Raw genomic sequence first — 20,358 nt, forward strand, 5'->3', positions numbered from 1 at the left:
ATAGAAAGGATATAAAAATGATAACAATTATTATGGGATCTTCCTCCGATAAAGGAATTGCTCAAAAAGTCGTTGAACAATTGAAGGAATTTGGTTTACCTTACAAAGTATTAGTGATTTCGGCTCATCGTGCCTTAGATTTATTACTTGAAGAAGTGGCACGTGATGAAGCGGATGTTTATATTGCGATGGCGGGAAAAGCAGCCCATTTAGCTGGTGTCTTAGCAGGCGCTACTATTAAACCAGTAATTGGTATTCCGGTTAAATCGTCCACACTTGACGGACTTGATGCATTATTATCAACTGTTCAAATGCCTTCGGGTGTTCCAGTGGCAACGGTTGCGATTGATGGTGGCGCAAATGCTGCGATTTTAGCGGCCCAAATTTTAGCCGTCCATGATAAAGCTATTGCCGAAAAATTATTAGCCCATAAACAACAAATGACACAAAACGTTATCAAGATGGCTGATGATATTACCGACCTGTAAGAGGATCTATCATGAGTGGATTATTTGGATACTTTTCAACAGAACCCAAAGATGTTTTTACTTCCATTTATTTTGGTATTTATGCCTTACAACACCGTGGTCAACAGTCATCTGGTATTGCGACTGTTCATGACGGGCAAGTAGATCTTTGTGTTGGCCCTGGCTTGATTAAACGGAGCTTTGCCCGTGGAAAAAATGACGATTTGAAAGGCTCAAAAGGGGTTGGCTTTGTAAAATATAAATTCCGTTATGACAACACACCAGCTATGCCTATCCAAAGAAATGGAGCAGTCATGGTTTTTGATGGTGTGGTAAACAATAAAGAGTTTAGTTTTGATGATTTATGGGATTATCTGGAAAGCGATGAGGCTGACTTAAAAAACTATTTATTAGGTCTTGATGGTGCGTTTAGTTTCATTTATCTCAATGACGATAAGATGATTGCTTACCGTGATATTATGGGCATTAAACCTTTATGTATCGGTTATGATTCACAAGCGACGATTGTTGCGACTGAATCATGTGCCATTGAGTCGATTGGTGCACGTTTTGTTCGCGACTTGCAACCGGGTGAGATTTTTATTCATACCGCAAATGGGCAAACATCTTATTACCTTTCAAATGAAACGTCTAATATTTGTGCATTTGAATTTATTTATACCGCTCGTCCAGATTCGGTAATTGATAATATTTCAGTTTATGATGCGCGTTACCGTTTAGGAAAAATGTTGAGCTTAGAGGCACCAGTTGAAGCTGATATTGTGATTGGTGCTCCGGATTCTGGCGTGATTGCTGCTTTAGGTTATGCCAAAGAATCCGGCATTCCTTTCCAAGAGGGGTTTGTCCGTAATCGCTATGTCGGCCGTACATTTATCGAAGAAACGCAAGTCGAACGCGAACGTGGCATTCAGATTAAGTTAACGCCGATTCGTGGCAACATTATGAATCGTGACATTATATTAATTGACGATTCAATTGTTCGAGGCACTACTATTAAACGAATTGTAAAGAATTTAAAAGAAAAAGGAGCTAATAAAGTACATGTCAGAATCGCGGCACCGCAAATTGTTAGCTCGAATAATTTAACGGTAGATATTCCTGATAATGACGAATTAATTGCTTATGAACATAATATTGAAGAAATGAAAGCCATCATTGGCTGTGATTCATTAGCTTTCTTATCGCTAAATGGTTTATACAAAGCGATAGGACGTCAACAAATGTATGGCGACTACTTTGAAAGAACGGAGGCATAATGTGGGGTTAGATTATAAAACAGCTGGCGTCAATAAAGCAGCCGGTTATGAGCAAGTTGCATTAATGAAAGATATGGTTAAAAAAACACATGGTCCGGAAGTACTAACCAATTTAGGAGGTTTTTCTGGTGTTTTCAAACCTGATTTAATGGGGATAAAAAAACCGGTGTTAGTCTCAGGTACTGATGGGGTAGGCACCAAGTTGATGATTGCGCAAACCTTAAATATTCACCATACAATTGGTATTGATTGTGTGGCAATGTGTGTCAATGACATTTTATGTCAAGGTGCAAAACCATTATTCTTCTTAGATTATATTGCAACCGGGAAATTGGTTCCCGAAAAGATGGCAGCCATTGTCGAAGGTGTGGTTAATGGTTGTCAACAAGCCGGAGCAGCATTAATTGGTGGCGAAACGGCAGAAATGCCCGGAATGTATTCAGAAGATGAATATGACTTAGCAGGATTTGTCGTCGGTCTGGTAGATGAAGAAAAAATAATCACAGGTGCCAATATAAAACCAGGGGATGTGGCGATTGGATTAGCTTCATCAGGGGTCCATTCTAATGGATTTTCATTGGTACGAGCAATCTTAGAAAAAGCTAATATCAGCTATGAAGATAATATTCCTGGTTTAGATCAAACGGTTGGCGAAATATTATTAGTGCCCACACGTATTTACGCAAAAGAAGTGGCCGCCTTATTCGATTGTGTTGAGGTTAAAGGGATTGCCCATATAACTGGTGGCGGTTTAGAAGAAAATCTACCTCGCATCCTTCCCGATAATCTAGGGATTACAATCGATACCCAAGCGATTCCTGAACAAGCCATTTTTAAATTATTACAAGAATGGGGACAAATCGATCGTGATGAAATGTATGGCACCTTTAACATGGGCGTTGGACTAGTAGTGGTCGTCGCTCCAGCAGCCGTAGAGACAGCACTTAATTGTCTAGCGACTGTTGATAGTCAGGCCTTTGTTTTAGGGACAATTAGCGATGACTTTACAGGTGTACGTTTATCATGAGAAAGATAAAGTTAGGTGTATTAATTTCAGGGGGAGGCAGTAATCTTCAAGCAATCATTGATGCTTGTCATCAGCAAGTGTTAGACGTGGAAATAGCCATCGTCATTTCATCAGATGCTACAGCTTATGGTTTGGAAAGAGCGCGCTTGGCTGGGATTAAGACCCTGACCAGCCGCTTAGAGGGTGATATAACCTCTGCCTTACAATCAGCCCAAGTAGATTACGTAATATTAGCAGGTTATTTAAGAAAAATAGGGCCAGAACTATTAGCGGCCTATCCAACTCAAATTTTAAATATTCATCCTTCTTTAATTCCGGCATTTAGCGGTAAAGGATTTTATGGTTTAAAAGTTCATGAAGCGGTGATTAAACGTGGGGTGAAAATAACGGGTGCGACTACCCATTTAGTTAACGCAGAGTTAGATGAGGGACCTATCATTCGTCAAGAAGTGGTTCATGTATTGCCAGAAGATACCCCTGAAAGCTTACAACAACGTGTATTAGAAATCGAACATCATATTTTAATTGAAAGTATTAAAGACTTAATAGGAGGAAATTCATCGTGCGTGCATTAATTTCAGTATATGATAAAACAGGTATTGTCGAGTTCACTCAAGGTTTAGTTGACCTTGGTTGGGAAATATTATCGACCGGAGGTACTCAAAAATGTTTAGAAGAGGCTGGGATTGCCGTCACTCCCGTTGAAGATGTTACCTCTTATCCAGATATGTTAGGCGGAAGAGTAAAAACACTCCACCCAGCTATTCATGGAGGGATCTTATTTAAACGAGATAATGAAGAACACCGCCAAACCTTAGCAGAACATGATATTCAAAGTATTGATATGGTCGTGAATAGTTTATACCCATTTGAAGAGACAGTCGCTCAAGCAGATGTGACTCATAGCGATATTATCGAAAAAATTGATGTGGGGGGGCCGTCGATGATTCGTGCGGCTGCTAAAAACTTTCAAGATGTCACCATCATCGTGGAACAAGCCGATTATGATTGGGTATTAAATAGTTTACAAGAAAAAGGAAGCTTAAGTTTAGCGGAGCGTCAGTCGTTAGCTGGAAAAGCGTTTAATTTGACAGCATACTATGATGCGCAAATAGCTGCTTACTTTAATCGTACTAATAAAGTAGCTTTCCCTGACTATTTAACCTTAGCTTATAAGGCGCCACAATCATTACGTTATGGTGAAAATCCACATCAACAAGCGGCTTATTATTCAAGCAGTCAAAAGAAATATCATTTTAAACAATTACATGGCAAAGAATTATCCTATAATAATTTAAATGATTTAAAAGCTTGTTTGGATTTATTATTAGAATTTGAAGAACCAACTGCTGTAGCAGTTAAACACGCGAATCCCTGTGGTGTTGCGATTGGCGAAACATTAGCAGAAGCATACCAAAAGGCATATGACTGTGATCCGAACTCTATTTTTGGCGGTATTATCGGCCTTAACCGTCCGGTTGATTTAGAAACGGCAAAATTATTGAGTAAAACCTTTTTAGAAATTGTCGCAGCCCCTCAATTTACTGAAGAAGCCTTAGCTGTATTGCAAGCGAAGAAAAATATTCGTTTGTTAGAAATCCCGACTTTAGTAGCTATTCAACCCAATCATTTACAATTTAAAGAAACAGTCGATGGTTTATTATTACAAGAGACTGACCGTGAGCTCTTTGAAAAATGGGAGTTAATGACTGAACGTGCAATTAACGAAGCAGAAAAGCAAGATTTAATATTTGCATGGAAAGTGTGCAAACATATTGCTTCTAATGCGATGGTAGTAGCTAAAAATGGCCAAACCTATGGCTTAGGACATGGTGAAGTGAAGCGCGTTTGGGCTTTAGAAAAATCGCTTGAACGCTCAGAATTTCCATTAGAAGGGGCTGTTGTAGCCTCAGATGCCTTCTTCTTCAAAGATACTATTGATACATTAGTCGATTATGGCATTAAAGTGATTATTCAACCGGGTGGTTCAGTTAAAGACTCGGAAGTGATTGAAGCCGCTAATCAACAAGACATCTCGGTTATCTTTACTGGCATGCGTCATTTCAAACATTAGGAGGCGACCTGTGAAAATATTGATTATTGGTAATGGAGGGCGTGAACATGCATTAGCTTGGAAAGTAGCTCAGTCTCCACAAGTTACAGAAGTTTTCGTAGCTAAAGGAAATGCCGGTATCGCCTCAATTGCGACTCAAGTTGAAATAGAACCTACAGATATTCCGGCTTTAGTGGCTTTTGCTCAAGAGAGAGCGATAGACCTGACCATAGTCGGTCCCGAGGAACCACTATGTCTAGGGGTGGTTGATGCTTTTGAAGCTGCAGGGCTCGTTATCTTTGGACCGAATCGTCGTTGTGCTCAGTTTGAAGGCTCAAAAGATTTCACCAAACAGTTTTTAGTCCGCCATCAAATTCCAACTGCTACCTATGAAACGGTAACCTCTTATGAAGAAGGAATCCGTGTGACTGAATCGTTATCTTTGCCAATCGTTTTAAAAGCAGACGGTTTAGCACTAGGAAAAGGGGTAGTGATTGCTCAGACAAGAGAAGAAGTAAAAGAGACGCTTGACTCGATGATGAATCATCACCAATTTGGTGCAGCAGGTCATCAAGTGGTGATTGAAGAATATTTAACGGGTGAGGAAATATCACTCTTATGTTTGGTTTCCCATAATAAATTATTTCCATTAGAAATGGCCCATGATTATAAAAAAGCCGAAGAAGGTGACCAAGGACTTAATACCGGCGGTTTAGGTGGCTATTCTCCAGCTAATAGTCTTTCCACTGATTTGCATCAACGGATTCAAACTATTTTAGCACAAATTGAATATGGATTAGAGTCAGAAGGCTTTGATTTCACAGGGGTTTTATTTGTTGGATTAATGGTTGAACATCATCAACCCAAAGTCTTGGAATTTAATGTTCGTTTTGGCGATCCTGAAACGCAAGTTCTTTTACCAAGACTTGAATCGGATTTAGTTGAATTAATTCAAAAGGCCCTTGCAAATAATTTAAATGAGCATGACCTTCAGTGGTCTAGCCAACATTCAGTTGGGGTGGTGCTTCATTCAAAAGGCTATCCACAAACGTTTGAGAAAAACCATCCGATTGAATTACCGCCATCAATAGCTTCGGATCAACTATTATTTCATAATGGAACCGGAAAAATAGAAGATACCATTGTAAATGTCGGCGGACGAGTGTTAACTGCGGTGGGCTTGGGAAGTAGTCGAACAATAGCTAGAGAAAGAGCCTATGAGTTGGTTAAACAAATTAAAAGTTCAAATTTAAGTTATCGTCAAGATATCGGCCAATAAGAGAAGGAGAGTAAGAATTTTTGTCACATTTAACTGATATTGAAATTGCGCATAGCATCCAACCATTACCAATCCAAGCCATTGCGGATAAATTAGGTATTCAACCAACCGAGTTATCCCCCTATGGTCATGATAAAGCGAAGGTTTTAGTTAACAAAATAGCTGATTTAGACGAACGTCAAAACGGTAAACTGATTTTAGTGACAGCTATTTCGCCAACGCCGGCCGGTGAGGGAAAAACAACCGTTTCAGTTGGATTAGCCGATGGACTTAGACAGATTGGTAAGAATGCAATGGTTGCTTTACGTGAACCTTCTTTAGGCCCAGTCTTTGGGATGAAAGGTGGCGCTGCTGGCGGAGGGTACTCGCAAGTTATTCCCATGGAAGATATCAATCTTCATTTTACAGGAGACTTTCATGCCATCTCTGCGACCAATAATTTAGTGGCGGCTGCTTTAGATAATCATATTAATCATGGTAATGAATTAGATATTGATGTTCGTTCCATTACTTGGAAACGCGTCGTTGATATGAATGATCGCCAACTCCGTTATATTGTTTCAGGATTAGGCAAAAAATCAGATGGATTTCCTCATGAAGATGGCTTTGATATTACCGTGGCTTCAGAAATTATGTCCATTTTATGTTTAGCGGAAAATATGACCGACTTAAAGTCCAAATTAGGCCGAATTATTGTGGCTTATAATAATAGTGGTGAACCTGTTACCGTAGCAGACCTTCAAATAACAGGTGCGCTAGCTATTTTAATGAAAGATGCCATTAATCCTAATTTAGTACAAACCTTAGAAGGCACACCCGCCTTTATTCACGGAGGACCTTTTGCCAATATTGCGCATGGTTGTAATTCAATCATTGCTACGAAGGCAGCAATGAAATTAGCTGATTACACCGTTACTGAAGCAGGATTTGGTGCAGATTTAGGCGCAGAAAAATTTATGGACATTAAATGTCGCCTTGGCGAAATTGAACCTGATGCCGTCGTCGTGGTGGCGACTATCCGTGCGTTGAAAATGCATGGAGGTGTTAAACGCGAAGATTTATCTAAAGAAAACGTGACAGCACTTGAAAAGGGTGTGGCCAACTTACGTCGTCACGTACAAAATGTAAATGAACAATTTGGCAAACCAGTTGTGGTGGCGATTAATAAATTTGCTACCGACACGGAGGCTGAATTTGCGGTAGTGCAGCAAGTGTGTCACGAATTGGAAGTCGAAGTAGCTTTATCAGATGGTTGGGCTAATGGCGGTAAAGGAAACATGGAGCTAGCAGAAAAAGTGGTTGTTGCTGCCGAAAAAGAATCCAAATTGCAATATGTTTATCAATTAGAGGATACGATTGAAGAAAAATTGCAAGCAATCGTGCAAAAGATTTATGGTGGACGCCAAGTGAAGTTAACCCCACAAGCACGTCGTCAAGCTCGTCGATTAACGACCTTAGGTTTCGACAAATTGCCTATTTGTATGGCGAAAACACAATATTCATTTACTGATAATCCAAAATTATTAGGAGCGCCAACTGATTTTGAAGTAACCGTTCGTCACTTAAAAGTGTATGCAGGTGCCGGCTTTATTGTAGCATTAACGGGCGATATTATGACCATGCCTGGTTTACCTAAAGTACCTGCTGCCAACCATATGGATATTACCGAGGAAGGCACAATTATCGGATTGTCTTAATTATGGAAAGATAAATCAATCATGCATGATGTTAAGGTAGCTTCCTTGAAAACTATCATTTGTATGCTTTAGTCCATCTTTATATGGTATCAATTTTTTTATTATACCGTTATGACGCTATTGAATAGGATATATGGATTAAGTTTTCGTTGCACAGTATCAATATAAAGAGAACGAAGTCGGATTGTAAAGGGTGGCTCTTTGTCAGATACTGTGCAATTTTAATTTTATAACTAGGAGTGGACAACCATTTTCTATATTGGTTATAATAAGAAAAGTGCGTTTGACTGATGTTGTACAGAAGTATTTAATCAAAATAAAGCTATCGAAGGTTGATTAGGAAACGAAAGTTCTAAAATTAAATTAGCCACTTAAATTATGAATTCTCCCATTTTTTTGATTGAAAATAAAGCTGCTAGTTGCGGTTGGGAGGGGGACTATTTGATGGCTATCAATATAACAGTAGCACTTTACTTAATGGGAGAATCGGGTAAGCTAAATGACTCGACCGAAAATTTAAGCGAAGTGCAAAAAGGTCGGGGAGTGACCCCGCACCCGATTCGACGATTCAGTCAAGTGCTACGGTATAGAAAAAAGTATAGAAAAAAACATCTCAAAACGTTATTATTGTAGTGACAAAACCAGAATAAAGGATGTTTTAAGATGTGTAATCATTATTATAATTCATTTTCAACAGAAAGCAAGACCCGAAATAAACATTTAACCTTGGACGATCGTCATAATATTGAGCGTTGGCACCGTAGTGGTAAGTCTAATCGTGAAATTGCGCGTCTTCTACTTCTAGATAAAGCCCCTCAAACGATTCATAATGAAATCAAAAGAGGGCTTGTGCTTCAACAAGTGAGAAAAGGTCGCTTCAAAAAGATTTATTCTGCTGAGTATGCTCATTCTCAGTATTTAAAACAGCGCGACAAGTGTGGCCGAAAAGTGTCACTTGATAAGGAAACCAAAGAAACACTCGTTCATTTTCTGACCGAAATGAAATATTCACCAGAAATGATCGTTCATTCTAATCTTGTAAATGTTCTCGTTTCAACGATTTACTATTGGATTCATAACGGACATTTAGGATTAACATCGAATGACTTACTTTATCCGCGTAAATCAAAGAAAAAACGTAAGAATACCAACTCGCAATTTAGAGTGAAAGGACAATCCATCGAAATTCGTCCGGAAATCATTAATCAACGGGGTGAGTACGGTCATTATGAAATTGACACCGTGATTCTAACGCGCAAGACCAATAAATGTTTACTCGTATTAACCGATCGTCGGACTCGCCATCAAATTATTCGATTGATTCCGAATAAACAAGCTGCATCCGTCAATAATGCTTTATTAGATATACTTAATGAATATGCGATTAAATCAATTACTGCGGATAATGGTGTTGAATTTTTTAGACTGCATGAAGTCTTTCCTTATGAGCATATTTATTATGCCCATCCCTATTGTTCATATGAACGGGGAACAAACGAAAACCACAATCGACTAATAAGGCGATTTTTACCTAAAGGAACCACAGATGTAACGGAATTAGAAGTAAAGAAAATCGAAAACTGGATTAATCATTATCCGAAAAGAATGTTCAACTACAAATCACCATTTGAGATGATGTACGCTGGCTAATTTAAACTTGAAATTTGCCGGTTGATTAGGAAAGATCGAAGTAAAAATAATCAACGTTTAGGGGTTGCGCAAGTAAAATATTTATGGTACTATATAAAAGTTGAGAAAAACAAGTAGAAACTGCCGTTTCTCGCCAACACTAGTAGGTGTGTGGCAAATAAGAAGACTTCAATGGTTATTCATTGTACGTCTATTATTGCGGCAAGTTTATTATGTAAACTTGCTTTTTTATTGTATGACGGATCCTACTTGCCGCTCAAACTATTATGGAGGTGGAAATTATCGTTAAAGAATTACCAATTAACGAAGAAATCCGAGCTAATGAGTTACGCGTAATTGGAGACAATGGCGAACAAATCGGAGTAAAATCATTAGATGATGCATTGACAATTGCTGAAACATTCGGTCTTGACTTAGTATTAGTATCACCATCTGCACAGCCACCTGTTGCCAGAATTATGGATTACGGTAAGTATCGATACGAAATGCAAAAGAACGAAAAAGAACAACGTAAAAATCAAAAGACAATTACAGTTAAAGAAGTTCGTTTGAGTCCTTCTATCGAAGACCACGACTATAATACTAAATTACGTCAAGCGATTAAATTCTTAGGTAATGGTGATAAAGTAAAAGCGAGTATTCGTTTTAGAGGACGTGCCATTACGCATAAAGATTTAGGTCGTGAAGTTTTAGAAGATTTTATTGAAGATACAAAAGAATTTGCTGTTGTTGAATCTCAACCTAAAATGGATGGTCGAAGCATGTTTATTATGCTTTCACCAGTAAAATCAGCAGAATAATAGATTTCAGGAGGAATAATCATGCCAAAACAAAAAACTCACCGTGGATTAGCTAAACGTGTAAAACGTACAGGTTCAGGGAAATTAAAACGTTCGCGTGCTTTTACTAGTCACCGTTTCCACGGAAAAACTAAAAAACAACGTCGTCAATTAGCAAAAGCAACTTTGGTACATCCATCTGACATGAAACGTATCAAACATCAAATCTCAGCATTATAATATTCTAGAAGAACTAAGGAGGAATGAAACATGGCACGTGTTAAAGGTGGATCAGTTACCCGTCAACGTCGTAAACGTACATTAAAATTAGCAAAAGGTTACTATGGAGCAAAAAGTGTATTATTCAAAACTGCTAAACAGCAAGTAATGAAATCATACTCTTATGCATACCGTGACCGTCGTCAAAAGAAACGTGACTTCCGTCGCTTATGGATTACTCGTATCAATGCAGCTGCTCGTATGAACGGCATTAGCTACTCAGTATTAATGAATGGCTTGAAAAAAGCAGGTATTGAAGTAAACCGTAAAATGTTATCAGAATTAGCAATCAACGATGCTGAAGCATTTACAGCTTTAGTTGAAGAAGCTAAAAAAGCATTAGCATAATTTAATTATTAATAACTATCAAGCGTCGACTGGATTCAACCAGTCGGCGTTTTTTCTGTTTTTTGTGAAAGAGAATGATAATTTAGGGTTCTTTGTCAAAAGGTATGGAGCATGAAAACTTCTGTGTTCATCGACACCAAAAAACATAGAACCCATGTTTTCTATAACCAATAACACATTTTGAAAAGGTGATGTGAAAGCATCATAGTATGGAAAGAACTCCAAATATAACGTGAATACATAGCAAGTAGCTTTTTTACATCAAGTTAATTTTACTGATAAAAATGAGTTAATCTCCAAATTTCTCCCAAGACTCTAAATAAGAATCATAGTCGTGTTGCTCGCGAAATTTGCTCGGACTTAAATCATAATAATTAGAAAAGCTTTTAGAAAAATAGAGTGGATCACGAAATCCCACTTTTTGGCTAATAGTGCTAATAGTATTATCAGTAGTTAATAGCATTGAAGCTGCGACTGTTAATCGTCGGTCGAGCAAAAATTGTTGTGGCGAAAAATCGTATTTTTTCTTAAATAATTTATACAGATAACTACGACTGACCGCTAGGTATTCAGCAACTTCTTCGATACTAATTTCATTCATATAATTAGTATAGATATAATGATATGCAACTTCAGCTAGTTCTTTTGAGGTTAGTGAATTTGTATTGTTTTTCACTGAGAATTCTTTCTTGATATAGTTAAACAATAAATATAGTTGACTCTTATACCAAAATTCATCAGGTAAATTTGATTCATTCATTTGGGTTGTTTCACAGATATTTTTAATTACCTCTTGAGTTTTGCCATTAGGATGGAATTTTATTACATGTTCATTTTTTAACAAAGTGCCGTTAAGGTATTCTTCCAATTTGTCACCTTTTAGGCCAATCCAATAGGTAGTCCATGGATTATTGGCTTTAGGATAATAGAGAACATTGTCGGAATTGCGAATAATATAGCCTTCCCCCTTGTTAAGAGGGTACTTTTGCCCGTTAATCTCAAAAAAACCTTCACCATCCATGACTAGATGTAGCACAAAATTTTGATATACTTTGTATTGATAAATTTCAAATTTGTCATAAGTTTGGATACCGCACTCGTCAATATTTAAGTCAGATTCCGAATTATTGAAGTAAACCCATAGATTTCTCATTACACCCTCCGAATGTTGGAAACATTAGTCCATGTATTTTTATTCATTATAACATAGATTATTCTACAGTAATACCATATAATTTAAAGTGTAGAAAACGTTTACAGGTTTGTGTCAAAGAAATTAGGAGGAAAAAGAATGAAAAAATGGATGAAAAAGTTTAGTGGTTTATTAGCAGTTGGAACTTTAGGATCAGCTTTAGTAGCAAATATTCCAAGTGTTTCAGCTCAAGAAGAAATCAATGTATGGGCGTGGGATCCGAACTTTAATATTAAGGCCCTGAATATTGCCAAAGAATATTATGCAAAGGAAAATCCCGATTTAAATGTGACCATTGAAGAAAATGCGCAAGATGACATTATTCAAAAATTAAACACAGCGATGAGTGCCGGAGTAACAGATAGTTTACCAAATATTGTTTTGATTGAGGACTATCGTGCACAAAGTTTCTTAACAGCATATCCAGATACCTTTATTCCTTTAAATGATTACATTAATTCAGAAGATTTTGCACCCTATAAAATTGAAGCAAGTACAGTTGAAGAGAATTTCTATTCAGTACCTTTTGATACTGGGGTTACAGGATTATATGTACGTACGGATATTTTAGAAGAAGCAGGCTACAAAGTAGAAGATTTACAAGACATTACTTGGACTGAATTAGAAGAAATTGGCTTAAAAGTGCAAGAAACTACTGGTTTAAAAACTTTATCAATGGATTTAAATGATCTTGGATTATTACGTGCGATGATTAATGGTTCTGGTTCTTGGTATACCACAGAAGATGGTATCACACCAAATATTGCTGACAATGCTGCTTTAAAAGAAGCATTTGCTACTTTTAAATCAATGTATGAAAAAGATTTAGTGAACGTTCATAGTGACTGGGCTCAAATGTTAGAAGCGTTCAACACAGGTGTCGTTTGGACTGTTCCGCAAGGAAACTGGATTACACCATCAGTTGTTCAAGCAGCAGATCAAGCTGGTAAGTGGGCGGTTGTGCCTTGGCCTAAACAAGAAGTGGAAGGAGCAACTCATTCTTCTAACTTAGGTGGTTCTTCATTTTATGTGATTAATAAGGAAGGTTCAGAAGCTGCAGCTGATTTCTTAGCTAAAACATTTGGTTCTAATGTTGAATTTTATGGTGATTTGATTACGGAAATGGGTGCTTTAGGTACGTATTTACCAGCACTAGAATCAGATGCCTATGATACTGAAGTTGAGTTCTTTGGCGGACAAAAAATTTATAAAGATTTTGCCGAATGGTCTGCTGAAATTCCTTCATTAAACTATGGTGTTCATACTTATGCAATTGAAGATATTATGGTGGCAGCTTTACAACAGTATTTAGCTGGTGGCGACATTGATCAAATCTTCCAAAATGCTCAAGCCCAAGCAGAAAACCAATTAAATAACTAATATCAGTGTAAAAAATAAATTAAGGGCTGTAGAATGACAAACTTCTACAGCCTTTATAAATAGGAGTGAGAATTATGAATGTCTTTCAAAGACGAAAATTATTAGGTTGGGCTTTTATTGCTGTACCAGTGGCCTTAATCGTTTTATTCTATTTTTATCCAATGCTATCAGCCTTTATCATGTCATTGCAGTCTGGAAAAGGTGCGAATTTATCTTTTGTAGGATTAACTAACTATAAGCGCTTATTATCAGACCCAGTCTTTATTCAATCTTTAAAAAACACCTTAATATTCTTAATTTTCCAAGTGCCGATTATGGTTGTTTTAGCTATTTTCTTCTCGGTTTTATTAAATAATAAAACGTTGAAGTTCAAAGGAATTTTTAGAACGATTGTGTTCTTACCGTCTGTCACTTCATTGGTTGCTTATTCTTTAATTTTTAAATATATTTTCGCAAATAATGGTGTTTTAAACCAAATACTAATGGCAATCAATGTTTTAGATAAGCCAATCATGTGGTTATCACATCCATTTTGGGCAAAAGTGGTCATTATTATCGCTATTACTTGGCGTTGGACAGGTTATAATATGATTTTCTTCCTTTCTGCTTTACAAAATATTGATGACCAAATTTATGAAGCGGCGGATGTAGATGGTGCGTCACCTATCGATAAGTTCTTTAAAATTACGTTGCCATTATTAAAACCAGTTATTTTATTTACATCAATAACCTCAACGATTGGGACCTTGCAATTATTCGACGAACCAATGAATATTACTCAAGGTGGACCGGGTAATGCAACGATGACCATCTCACAATATATCTATAATCTTTCGTTTAAGTATACACCAGACTTTGGCTATGCCGCTGCGGTTTCTTATGCGATAGTTATTTTAGTCATTATGTTCTCTATTATTCAATTGAAAGTAGGTAATCGCGATGAAAAATAAAAATAAAATTTTTATATACATCTTTTTATTGATGATGTCGATTGTATTTGTCTTTCCGTTTTACTTCATGATTATTTCAGCGACGAATGCCAGTGTCGATGTAACGAGCGGCTCTTTATTGCCAGGAAAAGAATTATTAAACAATTTGAAAAACTTGTTTGAGCAAACAGATATGGTTACGGCTTTAAAAAACTCTGCCATTATTGCTGTCTCACAAACTGTTTTAGCATTAATAATCAGTTCTATTGCCGGGTATGCTTTTGAAGTCTATCGTTCCAAATGGACGGATATTGTCTTTAATATTATTTTGATGTCAATGATGATTCCATTTGCCGCCTTAATGATTCCATTATTTAAATTCTTTGGCCGTTTATCAACCATTAATCCTATGATTGGATTCAATACTTATGCATCAGCTTATTTACCTTATATTGCAACGGCGTTCTTAATCTTTTATTTCCGTCAAAATACTAAAATGTTCCAACAAGAATTGTTAGAAGCTGGGCGGATTGACGGTTTATCTGAAATTGGTTTATTCTTTAGAATTTACATGCCGACGATGAAAAATACCTACGCAGCAGCAGCGATTATTACTTTTATGAATGCTTGGAATAATTACTTATGGCCATTGGTTACTTTACAAACTAATGAAATGCGTACAGTACCGTTACTATTATCTAATTTAGGATCAAGTTATGCACCGGACTATGGCTTAATGATGATTGCGATTTTAATCGCCACCATCCCGACATTAATTATCTTCTTTGTATTACAGAAATATTTTGTAGCGGGTATGTTAGGTGCTGTTAAATAAGAAAGGATGAAGAAAAAAGTGTTATTGCCTAATTATTTTGAAAATTTAGAGGTGTTTCATGTAAATACTTTGCCTAGGAAAAATTATTATGTCCCATTTCATACGGATGACTTGTTTGAAACCTTAACCGAGCGTACGAAAAGTGAGTACTTCCATAATTTAAATGGCGATTGGGATTTTAAATACTTTACGAGTGTCAATCGAATTGAGAAAGCATATTGGGAAGACGATACTGAGTTAAGTTATGACCAAATTCCTGTGCCAAGTTGTTGGCAATTATATGGCTATGACCAAATAATGTATACCAATACTGAATATCCGATTCCGTTTGATCCGCCTTATGTCCCATTTGAAAATCCGGCTGGTTTATATCGTCGTCATTTTAAAATCAATAAAAAAGAACAAAAAGAATATCATTTAACCTTTGAAGGGGTCGATTCTGCTTATTATGTTTGGGTCAATCATCAATTTGTAGGTTATAGCCAAATTTCTCATGCCAGTTCAGAATTTGACATTACGCAATTTCTTCAAGATGGCGAGAATACATTGCATGTGTTGGTGTTAAAATGGTCGGATGCGACGTATCTTGAGGATCAAGATAAATTCCGTTATAGTGGCATTTTCCGTGATGTGTATGTCTTAGAGCGTGAGGTTGACCGAGTAGAAAGTTTCTTTGTTCGTCAAAGTTTCAATGATGATTTATCATTAGCTACTTTATCCGTTGAGCTTAACAAAACATGCGAAAATTTAGACGTTAAGTACCAATTATTAGCACCGAATAATGAGGTGGTCCATGAGGGAACGAGATCAGACAGTGATTTTACGATTGAAGTGATGAATCCAGTTTTATGGAATGCCGAAGAACCTCAATTATACCGCTTATTGTTAACTGTAGGCAGTGAACATATTCAACAATTAGTAGGGATTCGCTTAGTAGAAATGAAAAATAATCAATTCTATGTGAATAATCGTTCGGTAAAATTAATAGGGGTTAATCATCATGATACGAATGCAAATACTGGAGCGACCGTGACACTAGATGATCAATGGAAAGATTTAACGTTAATTAAACAATATGGATTTAACGCTTTAAGAACAGCCCATTATCCAAAAAATGGTCAATTTTATGAATTGACAGACGTAATTGGGTTATATGTTATGAGTGAAGCGGACTTAGAAGGTCATGGGGTGGTAGACCTATATGGAATGGGTGGTAATGATAATTACAATGTTTTACCAGAAGACCCAGCCTTTGAAAAAGCTTTTGTCGACCGGATGGATGCTTCGATTATCCCATTCTTTAATAATAGTTCCATTGTAATGTGGTCAGCGGGTAATGAAACCGGTTATGGGCCTAATATTGAAGCGATGTTAAAACATGCACGTCAGTTAGATGCTTCTCGTCCATTGCATTACGAAGCGTATTGGTACTATGACCGCAGTAAAGAATATGATACTCAATATTTTGATAGTTGGAGTCGTATGTATGCTTCACCTACGGAAATTAAAGAATATTATTTAGACATTGAAAATATTGAAAAAGCGTTTATGTTATGTGAATACGCCCATGCTATGGGGAATAGTTCGGGGGATTTGACGGAATATTATGAATTGTTCTACCAATACCCAGAATTTGTCGGTCTTTATGTTTGGGAATGGGCTGACCATGCGGTCAATCTGAATCGTTTTGAACCTGATAAAACACCGGTCTATCGTTATGGTGGCGATTTTGGTGAATATCCGCATGCAGGTAATTTCTGTATGGACGGTTTAATGTATCCGGATCGAACACCACATGTCCTGGTAAAAGAACACCAAAACTTATTTAAACCTTTCTTGTTAGAAGACCTTGATTTAAATGCTAAGCAGTTTACGTTTAAAAATCGTCTCGATTTTGTTAATGCAAAAGACCGTTTTAAAGTGACTTTAGAAGTAGCGGATTTAACAGGAGCAGTAGTGGCAACTCACGAATTACCAAGGTTAGATATTGCACCACAAGCCAGTTTGACAGTTGATTTAAAGGACACATTAACTGATTTAACCACAATTAGCATTATCCGTTTTGTTTATCACGATTTATCGGATAATTTTGTTGGTTTTGATTGGGTTGAAGTCAATGAATTTGAATTAACTTTAGAATTATCAGAATCATCTACCAATATTACTTATGCGGAAACGAATGCAACTGTGGCCATTACAACTGCTTTTGGTGAGGTCGTATTAAGTAAAGCAAATGCAGCGATTGAGCAATTAAAAGTGAATGAACAAATACTTTTAAACCAACCGGGAGAGTGGACTATCTGGCGTGCACCGACGGATAATGATCGTAACATTAAGCGCGAATGGCTACAAGCCAATTTTGATCGTCATCAAACAAGAGTACATGAGACGCATATTACAAAAGCAGATGATCATGTAAAAGTGTCCTTTGATGCGGTCATGCATGCTGTCGCAAGACAAAACTTCTTGGAGATGACCCTTGAGTATACTGTCTTTGGCAATGGTTTGATTGAAGTGGCAGGAAAAGTGGCTAAAAATCCAGTGATTCCATTTTTACCTCGCTTTGGTATGACCTTGCCGTTACTAGCAAGCTTCGAAAACGTCAATTATCATGGTTATGGACCGGAAGAAAACTATCGTGACAAATACCATGCATCCTATAAAGGGAACTTTACGGCGACGGTAACAGAGATGTATGAACCTTATGTTACACCACAAGAAAATGGTAATCGAAGTATTAACCAACTCGTGCTAACGAATGGTCAACAATCATTGACGGTTCATTCTGTGAAAGGCATGCATTTTAATGCTTCTCATTATTCAATTAAACAATTAACAGAAGTGATGCATCGTGATAAATTAGTGTTGGAGGATATGACTTATCTCCAACTAGATCCACAACAATCTGGTATTGGGACGAATGCCTGTGGACCAGAATTATTCGAGCATTATCGCTTAGATGATGATTTTGAATTTAAGTTTAATTTATTTGTGAAATGATGTTAAACCATTAATTAAAGTACAAGATCAATTATTTAATATTACTGCTGGTCAGTTTTCATTAATACTTGGCGTACATCATGGTTATGTGACGGTGAAACATCTTGGGGGTGCGATTGACGAGTATCGTCAATCGAATCCCTTAATGTGCGCCCAGCATGGGCGCACATCGCAATAAGAAGCGGACGAGTTTTTGTCCGCTTCTTTATATTTCGAACAATTGATCAATAAGTTAAGCAGTATAAATATGTATCACTTTTTTAATTTATCTAATGACCAATATAGTTTTAAAACAGTAATAACATCAAACTTAAGAAACACTGATAGTAATCTTGTGTATATAAAAACCCCTTAAAAGTAGTATCAATTTTTGGTATCTACTTTTAAGGGCGTCTATTTTAATTAATAAGTATCTTTCAAAACGGTTAGCTAAAATGATTAATTTTGTGATTGATTATTAGGGGTTACACGTTTACGGACACCTTTATTAATATCTAATAAGATTGGTAAGACCATTGGTTTACGTTCAGTTTTCTCATGAATGAGAGGATAAATTGTATCAAAAATCACATCGCGAATCATTTTTTCAGTTACCACAGCACCATTTTCATTTAATCCACGGTTGATGGCTGAACGTAATTGATTTTGCATTTCATTGATTAAATCAATGGATTCACGCATATAAATAAAGCCACGAGACATAATATCAGGACCACTAATTAACGCATGGTTTTGATAGTCGATTGTTGCGGTGACGATGATTAAACCATCTTCAGATAAAGTACGACGATCACGCAAGACGATACTTCCGATATCACCAATACCACTACCATCAACGTAAACATCTTGTGCTTGGAAATTCCCCGCCACACGAGCACTATTTTGAGTAACTGCTAGCATATCACCATTGGCTAAAATAAAACAGTTTTCTTTTGGAATACCTGTTTCTTGTGCTAATTCTGCTTGAATACTTTGCATGCGATATTCACCATGGACAGGCATGAAATATTTAGGTTTCATTAGACGTAACATTAATAGTTGTTCTTGTTGCCCACCATGTCCTGAGGTATGAATATTATTAATTTTACCATGAATCACATTGGCACCTAATTCAGTTAAACGGTTAATGACACGATTGACACTGATAGTATTACCTGGAATAGGTGAACTAGAGAAAATTACCGTATCTTCCGGTTGAATCGAAATTTGGCGGTGTGTACCATTAGCGATACGACTTAAAGCGGCCATCGGCTCACCTTGAGATCCGGTACATAAAATAATCAGTTTATTACCGTCTACAGAATCAATGTTACGAGCATCAACGAAAAGATCTTGGCCATCCGTTTCGATATAGCCTAATTCGCGCCCCGTTTTAATCGCCGATTCCATACTACGTCCAAAGACTGCGATTTTACGATTAGTTTCTTTGGCAACTTCGACAACTTGTTGAAGACGTGAAACATTTGAAGCAAAGGTTGCGAAGATGACCCGTCCTTGAACTCCTTGGATAATATTTTTAATCGATTGACCAACAATTTTTTCTGATTTTGTGAAAGTTGGGATTTCTGCGTTAGTGGAATCACCTAATAACACTAAAACTCCTTCTTCACCGATGCGAGCCATGCGATGCAAATCGGCTGGTTTACCAACAGGAGTAAAGTCAAATTTATAATCCCCTGTAAAGACAATGTTGCCAGGAGGTGTCTTAACTACTACGCCATATGCTTCGGGAATACTATGGGTTGTCAGATAAAAACTAACGGTCGTTTTTCTAAAGCGTAAAACGGTATTTTCGTCAATTTCAGTGATATTCGCATCTTTCAACAAACCACGTTCTTGTAATTTGTTGCGGATTAAAGCACTGGCTAATTTTCCTGCATAAATAGGAACATTTATTTGTTGTAATAAATAAGGAACGCCTCCGATATGGTCTTCGTGACCATGGGAAATAATTAATGCCGATACTTTATGTTTATTTTGTAAAATATATTGAAAATCAGGAATGACATAATCAATTCCTAATAATTCATCTTCCGGAAACATCACACCGCAGTCTAGTAGGATAATCTCATCTTGAAATTGGACACCATACATATTTTTTCCAACTTCGCCTAATCCACCTAGAGCAAAGATGCCTGTTTCGTTATTTTTTAGTGTCGCAGACAT

Annotated in this window: 18 protein-coding genes; 16 read left to right on the forward strand and 2 right to left on the reverse strand. The window is 37.0% G+C overall.

Features of this window, described 5'->3' with window-relative positions; all coding sequences use genetic code 11:
- Window positions 1-17: 17 nt before the first annotated feature.
- The 12 genes from purE (at window position 18) to rplT (ending at window position 10,856) form a co-directional block, all read left to right on the forward strand.
- On the forward strand, window positions 18-488 hold the full coding sequence (gene purE / locus CYJ72_RS08415; protein WP_101813866.1) for a 5-(carboxyamino)imidazole ribonucleotide mutase: 471 nt from the start codon (window positions 18-20) through the stop codon (window positions 486-488).
- Window positions 489-499: 11 nt separating this feature from the next.
- Window positions 500-1,744, forward strand: coding sequence for an amidophosphoribosyltransferase (locus CYJ72_RS08420; RefSeq protein WP_284629301.1), 1,245 nt, complete (start codon window positions 500-502; stop codon window positions 1,742-1,744).
- Window positions 1,713-2,771 carry a phosphoribosylformylglycinamidine cyclo-ligase gene (gene purM, locus CYJ72_RS08425; RefSeq protein WP_284629302.1) on the forward strand — a complete coding sequence of 353 codons (1,059 nt, stop codon included), beginning with the start codon at window positions 1,713-1,715 and terminating at the stop codon, window positions 2,769-2,771. Before CYJ72_RS08420 ends, purM begins: the two co-directional genes overlap by 32 nt.
- Window positions 2,768-3,346 carry a phosphoribosylglycinamide formyltransferase gene (gene purN, locus CYJ72_RS08430; RefSeq protein WP_284629303.1) on the forward strand — a complete coding sequence of 193 codons (579 nt, stop codon included), beginning with the start codon at window positions 2,768-2,770 and terminating at the stop codon, window positions 3,344-3,346. The genes purM and purN overlap by 4 nt, the downstream gene beginning before the upstream one ends.
- Complete coding sequence (purH, locus tag CYJ72_RS08435; protein WP_284630891.1) at window positions 3,331-4,845, forward strand: bifunctional phosphoribosylaminoimidazolecarboxamide formyltransferase/IMP cyclohydrolase; 1,515 nt, start codon at window positions 3,331-3,333, stop codon at window positions 4,843-4,845. The genes purN and purH overlap by 16 nt, the downstream gene beginning before the upstream one ends.
- A gap of 10 nt (window positions 4,846-4,855) precedes the next feature.
- A complete protein-coding gene (gene purD / locus CYJ72_RS08440) occupies window positions 4,856-6,103 on the forward strand; it encodes a phosphoribosylamine--glycine ligase (RefSeq protein ID WP_284629305.1) in 1,248 nt (415 codons plus the stop codon).
- A 20-nt stretch (window positions 6,104-6,123) separates the two neighbouring features.
- Window positions 6,124-7,800: a formate--tetrahydrofolate ligase gene (locus CYJ72_RS08445; RefSeq protein ID WP_284629307.1), complete on the forward strand. Its 1,677-nt coding sequence runs from the start codon at window positions 6,124-6,126 to the stop codon at window positions 7,798-7,800.
- A gap of 444 nt (window positions 7,801-8,244) precedes the next feature.
- Entirely contained in the window at window positions 8,245-8,433 is a 189-nt protein-coding gene (locus CYJ72_RS08450; protein ID WP_101813266.1) for a hypothetical protein, read from the forward strand.
- A 30-nt stretch (window positions 8,434-8,463) separates the two neighbouring features.
- Window positions 8,464-9,450, forward strand: a complete 987-nt coding sequence (locus tag CYJ72_RS08455; RefSeq protein ID WP_284629310.1) for an IS30 family transposase — start codon at window positions 8,464-8,466, stop codon at window positions 9,448-9,450.
- Window positions 9,451-9,716: 266 nt separating this feature from the next.
- A complete protein-coding gene (infC, locus tag CYJ72_RS08460; protein ID WP_066124247.1) occupies window positions 9,717-10,250 on the forward strand; it encodes a translation initiation factor IF-3 in 534 nt (177 codons plus the stop codon).
- A 21-nt stretch (window positions 10,251-10,271) separates the two neighbouring features.
- Complete coding sequence (gene rpmI / locus CYJ72_RS08465) at window positions 10,272-10,469, forward strand: 50S ribosomal protein L35 (protein WP_066124248.1); 198 nt, start codon at window positions 10,272-10,274, stop codon at window positions 10,467-10,469.
- 30 nt (window positions 10,470-10,499) lie between these two features.
- Window positions 10,500-10,856, forward strand: coding sequence for a 50S ribosomal protein L20 (gene rplT / locus CYJ72_RS08470; protein ID WP_066124251.1), 357 nt, complete (start codon window positions 10,500-10,502; stop codon window positions 10,854-10,856).
- A 289-nt stretch (window positions 10,857-11,145) separates the two neighbouring features.
- On the opposite strand, the gene CYJ72_RS08475 is transcribed toward rplT, so the two are convergent.
- A complete protein-coding gene (locus CYJ72_RS08475) occupies window positions 11,146-12,009 on the reverse strand; it encodes an AraC family transcriptional regulator (RefSeq protein ID WP_284629317.1) in 864 nt (287 codons plus the stop codon).
- 138 nt (window positions 12,010-12,147) lie between these two features.
- Between CYJ72_RS08475 and CYJ72_RS08480 the strand changes: the two genes are divergently transcribed.
- The 4 genes from CYJ72_RS08480 (at window position 12,148) to CYJ72_RS08495 (ending at window position 18,192) form a co-directional block, all read left to right on the forward strand.
- Window positions 12,148-13,428: an ABC transporter substrate-binding protein gene (locus tag CYJ72_RS08480; RefSeq protein ID WP_257876926.1), complete on the forward strand. Its 1,281-nt coding sequence runs from the start codon at window positions 12,148-12,150 to the stop codon at window positions 13,426-13,428.
- A gap of 74 nt (window positions 13,429-13,502) precedes the next feature.
- Entirely contained in the window at window positions 13,503-14,378 is an 876-nt protein-coding gene (locus tag CYJ72_RS08485) for a carbohydrate ABC transporter permease (protein ID WP_284629322.1), read from the forward strand.
- Window positions 14,368-15,192, forward strand: coding sequence for a carbohydrate ABC transporter permease (locus CYJ72_RS08490; RefSeq protein WP_066124292.1), 825 nt, complete (start codon window positions 14,368-14,370; stop codon window positions 15,190-15,192). The genes CYJ72_RS08485 and CYJ72_RS08490 overlap by 11 nt, the downstream gene beginning before the upstream one ends.
- Before the next feature lie 6 nt (window positions 15,193-15,198).
- A complete protein-coding gene (locus tag CYJ72_RS08495; protein ID WP_284629326.1) occupies window positions 15,199-18,192 on the forward strand; it encodes a glycoside hydrolase family 2 TIM barrel-domain containing protein in 2,994 nt (997 codons plus the stop codon).
- A 438-nt stretch (window positions 18,193-18,630) separates the two neighbouring features.
- Here the strand turns inward: CYJ72_RS08495 and rnjA are convergent, their stop codons facing one another.
- Window positions 18,631-20,358, reverse strand: a complete 1,728-nt coding sequence (gene rnjA, locus CYJ72_RS08500; RefSeq protein ID WP_101813214.1) for a ribonuclease J1 — start codon at window positions 20,356-20,358, stop codon at window positions 18,631-18,633.

This window comes from Globicatella sanguinis, assembly GCF_002847845.2.
Lineage (GTDB): Bacteria > Bacillota > Bacilli > Lactobacillales > Aerococcaceae > Globicatella > Globicatella sanguinis.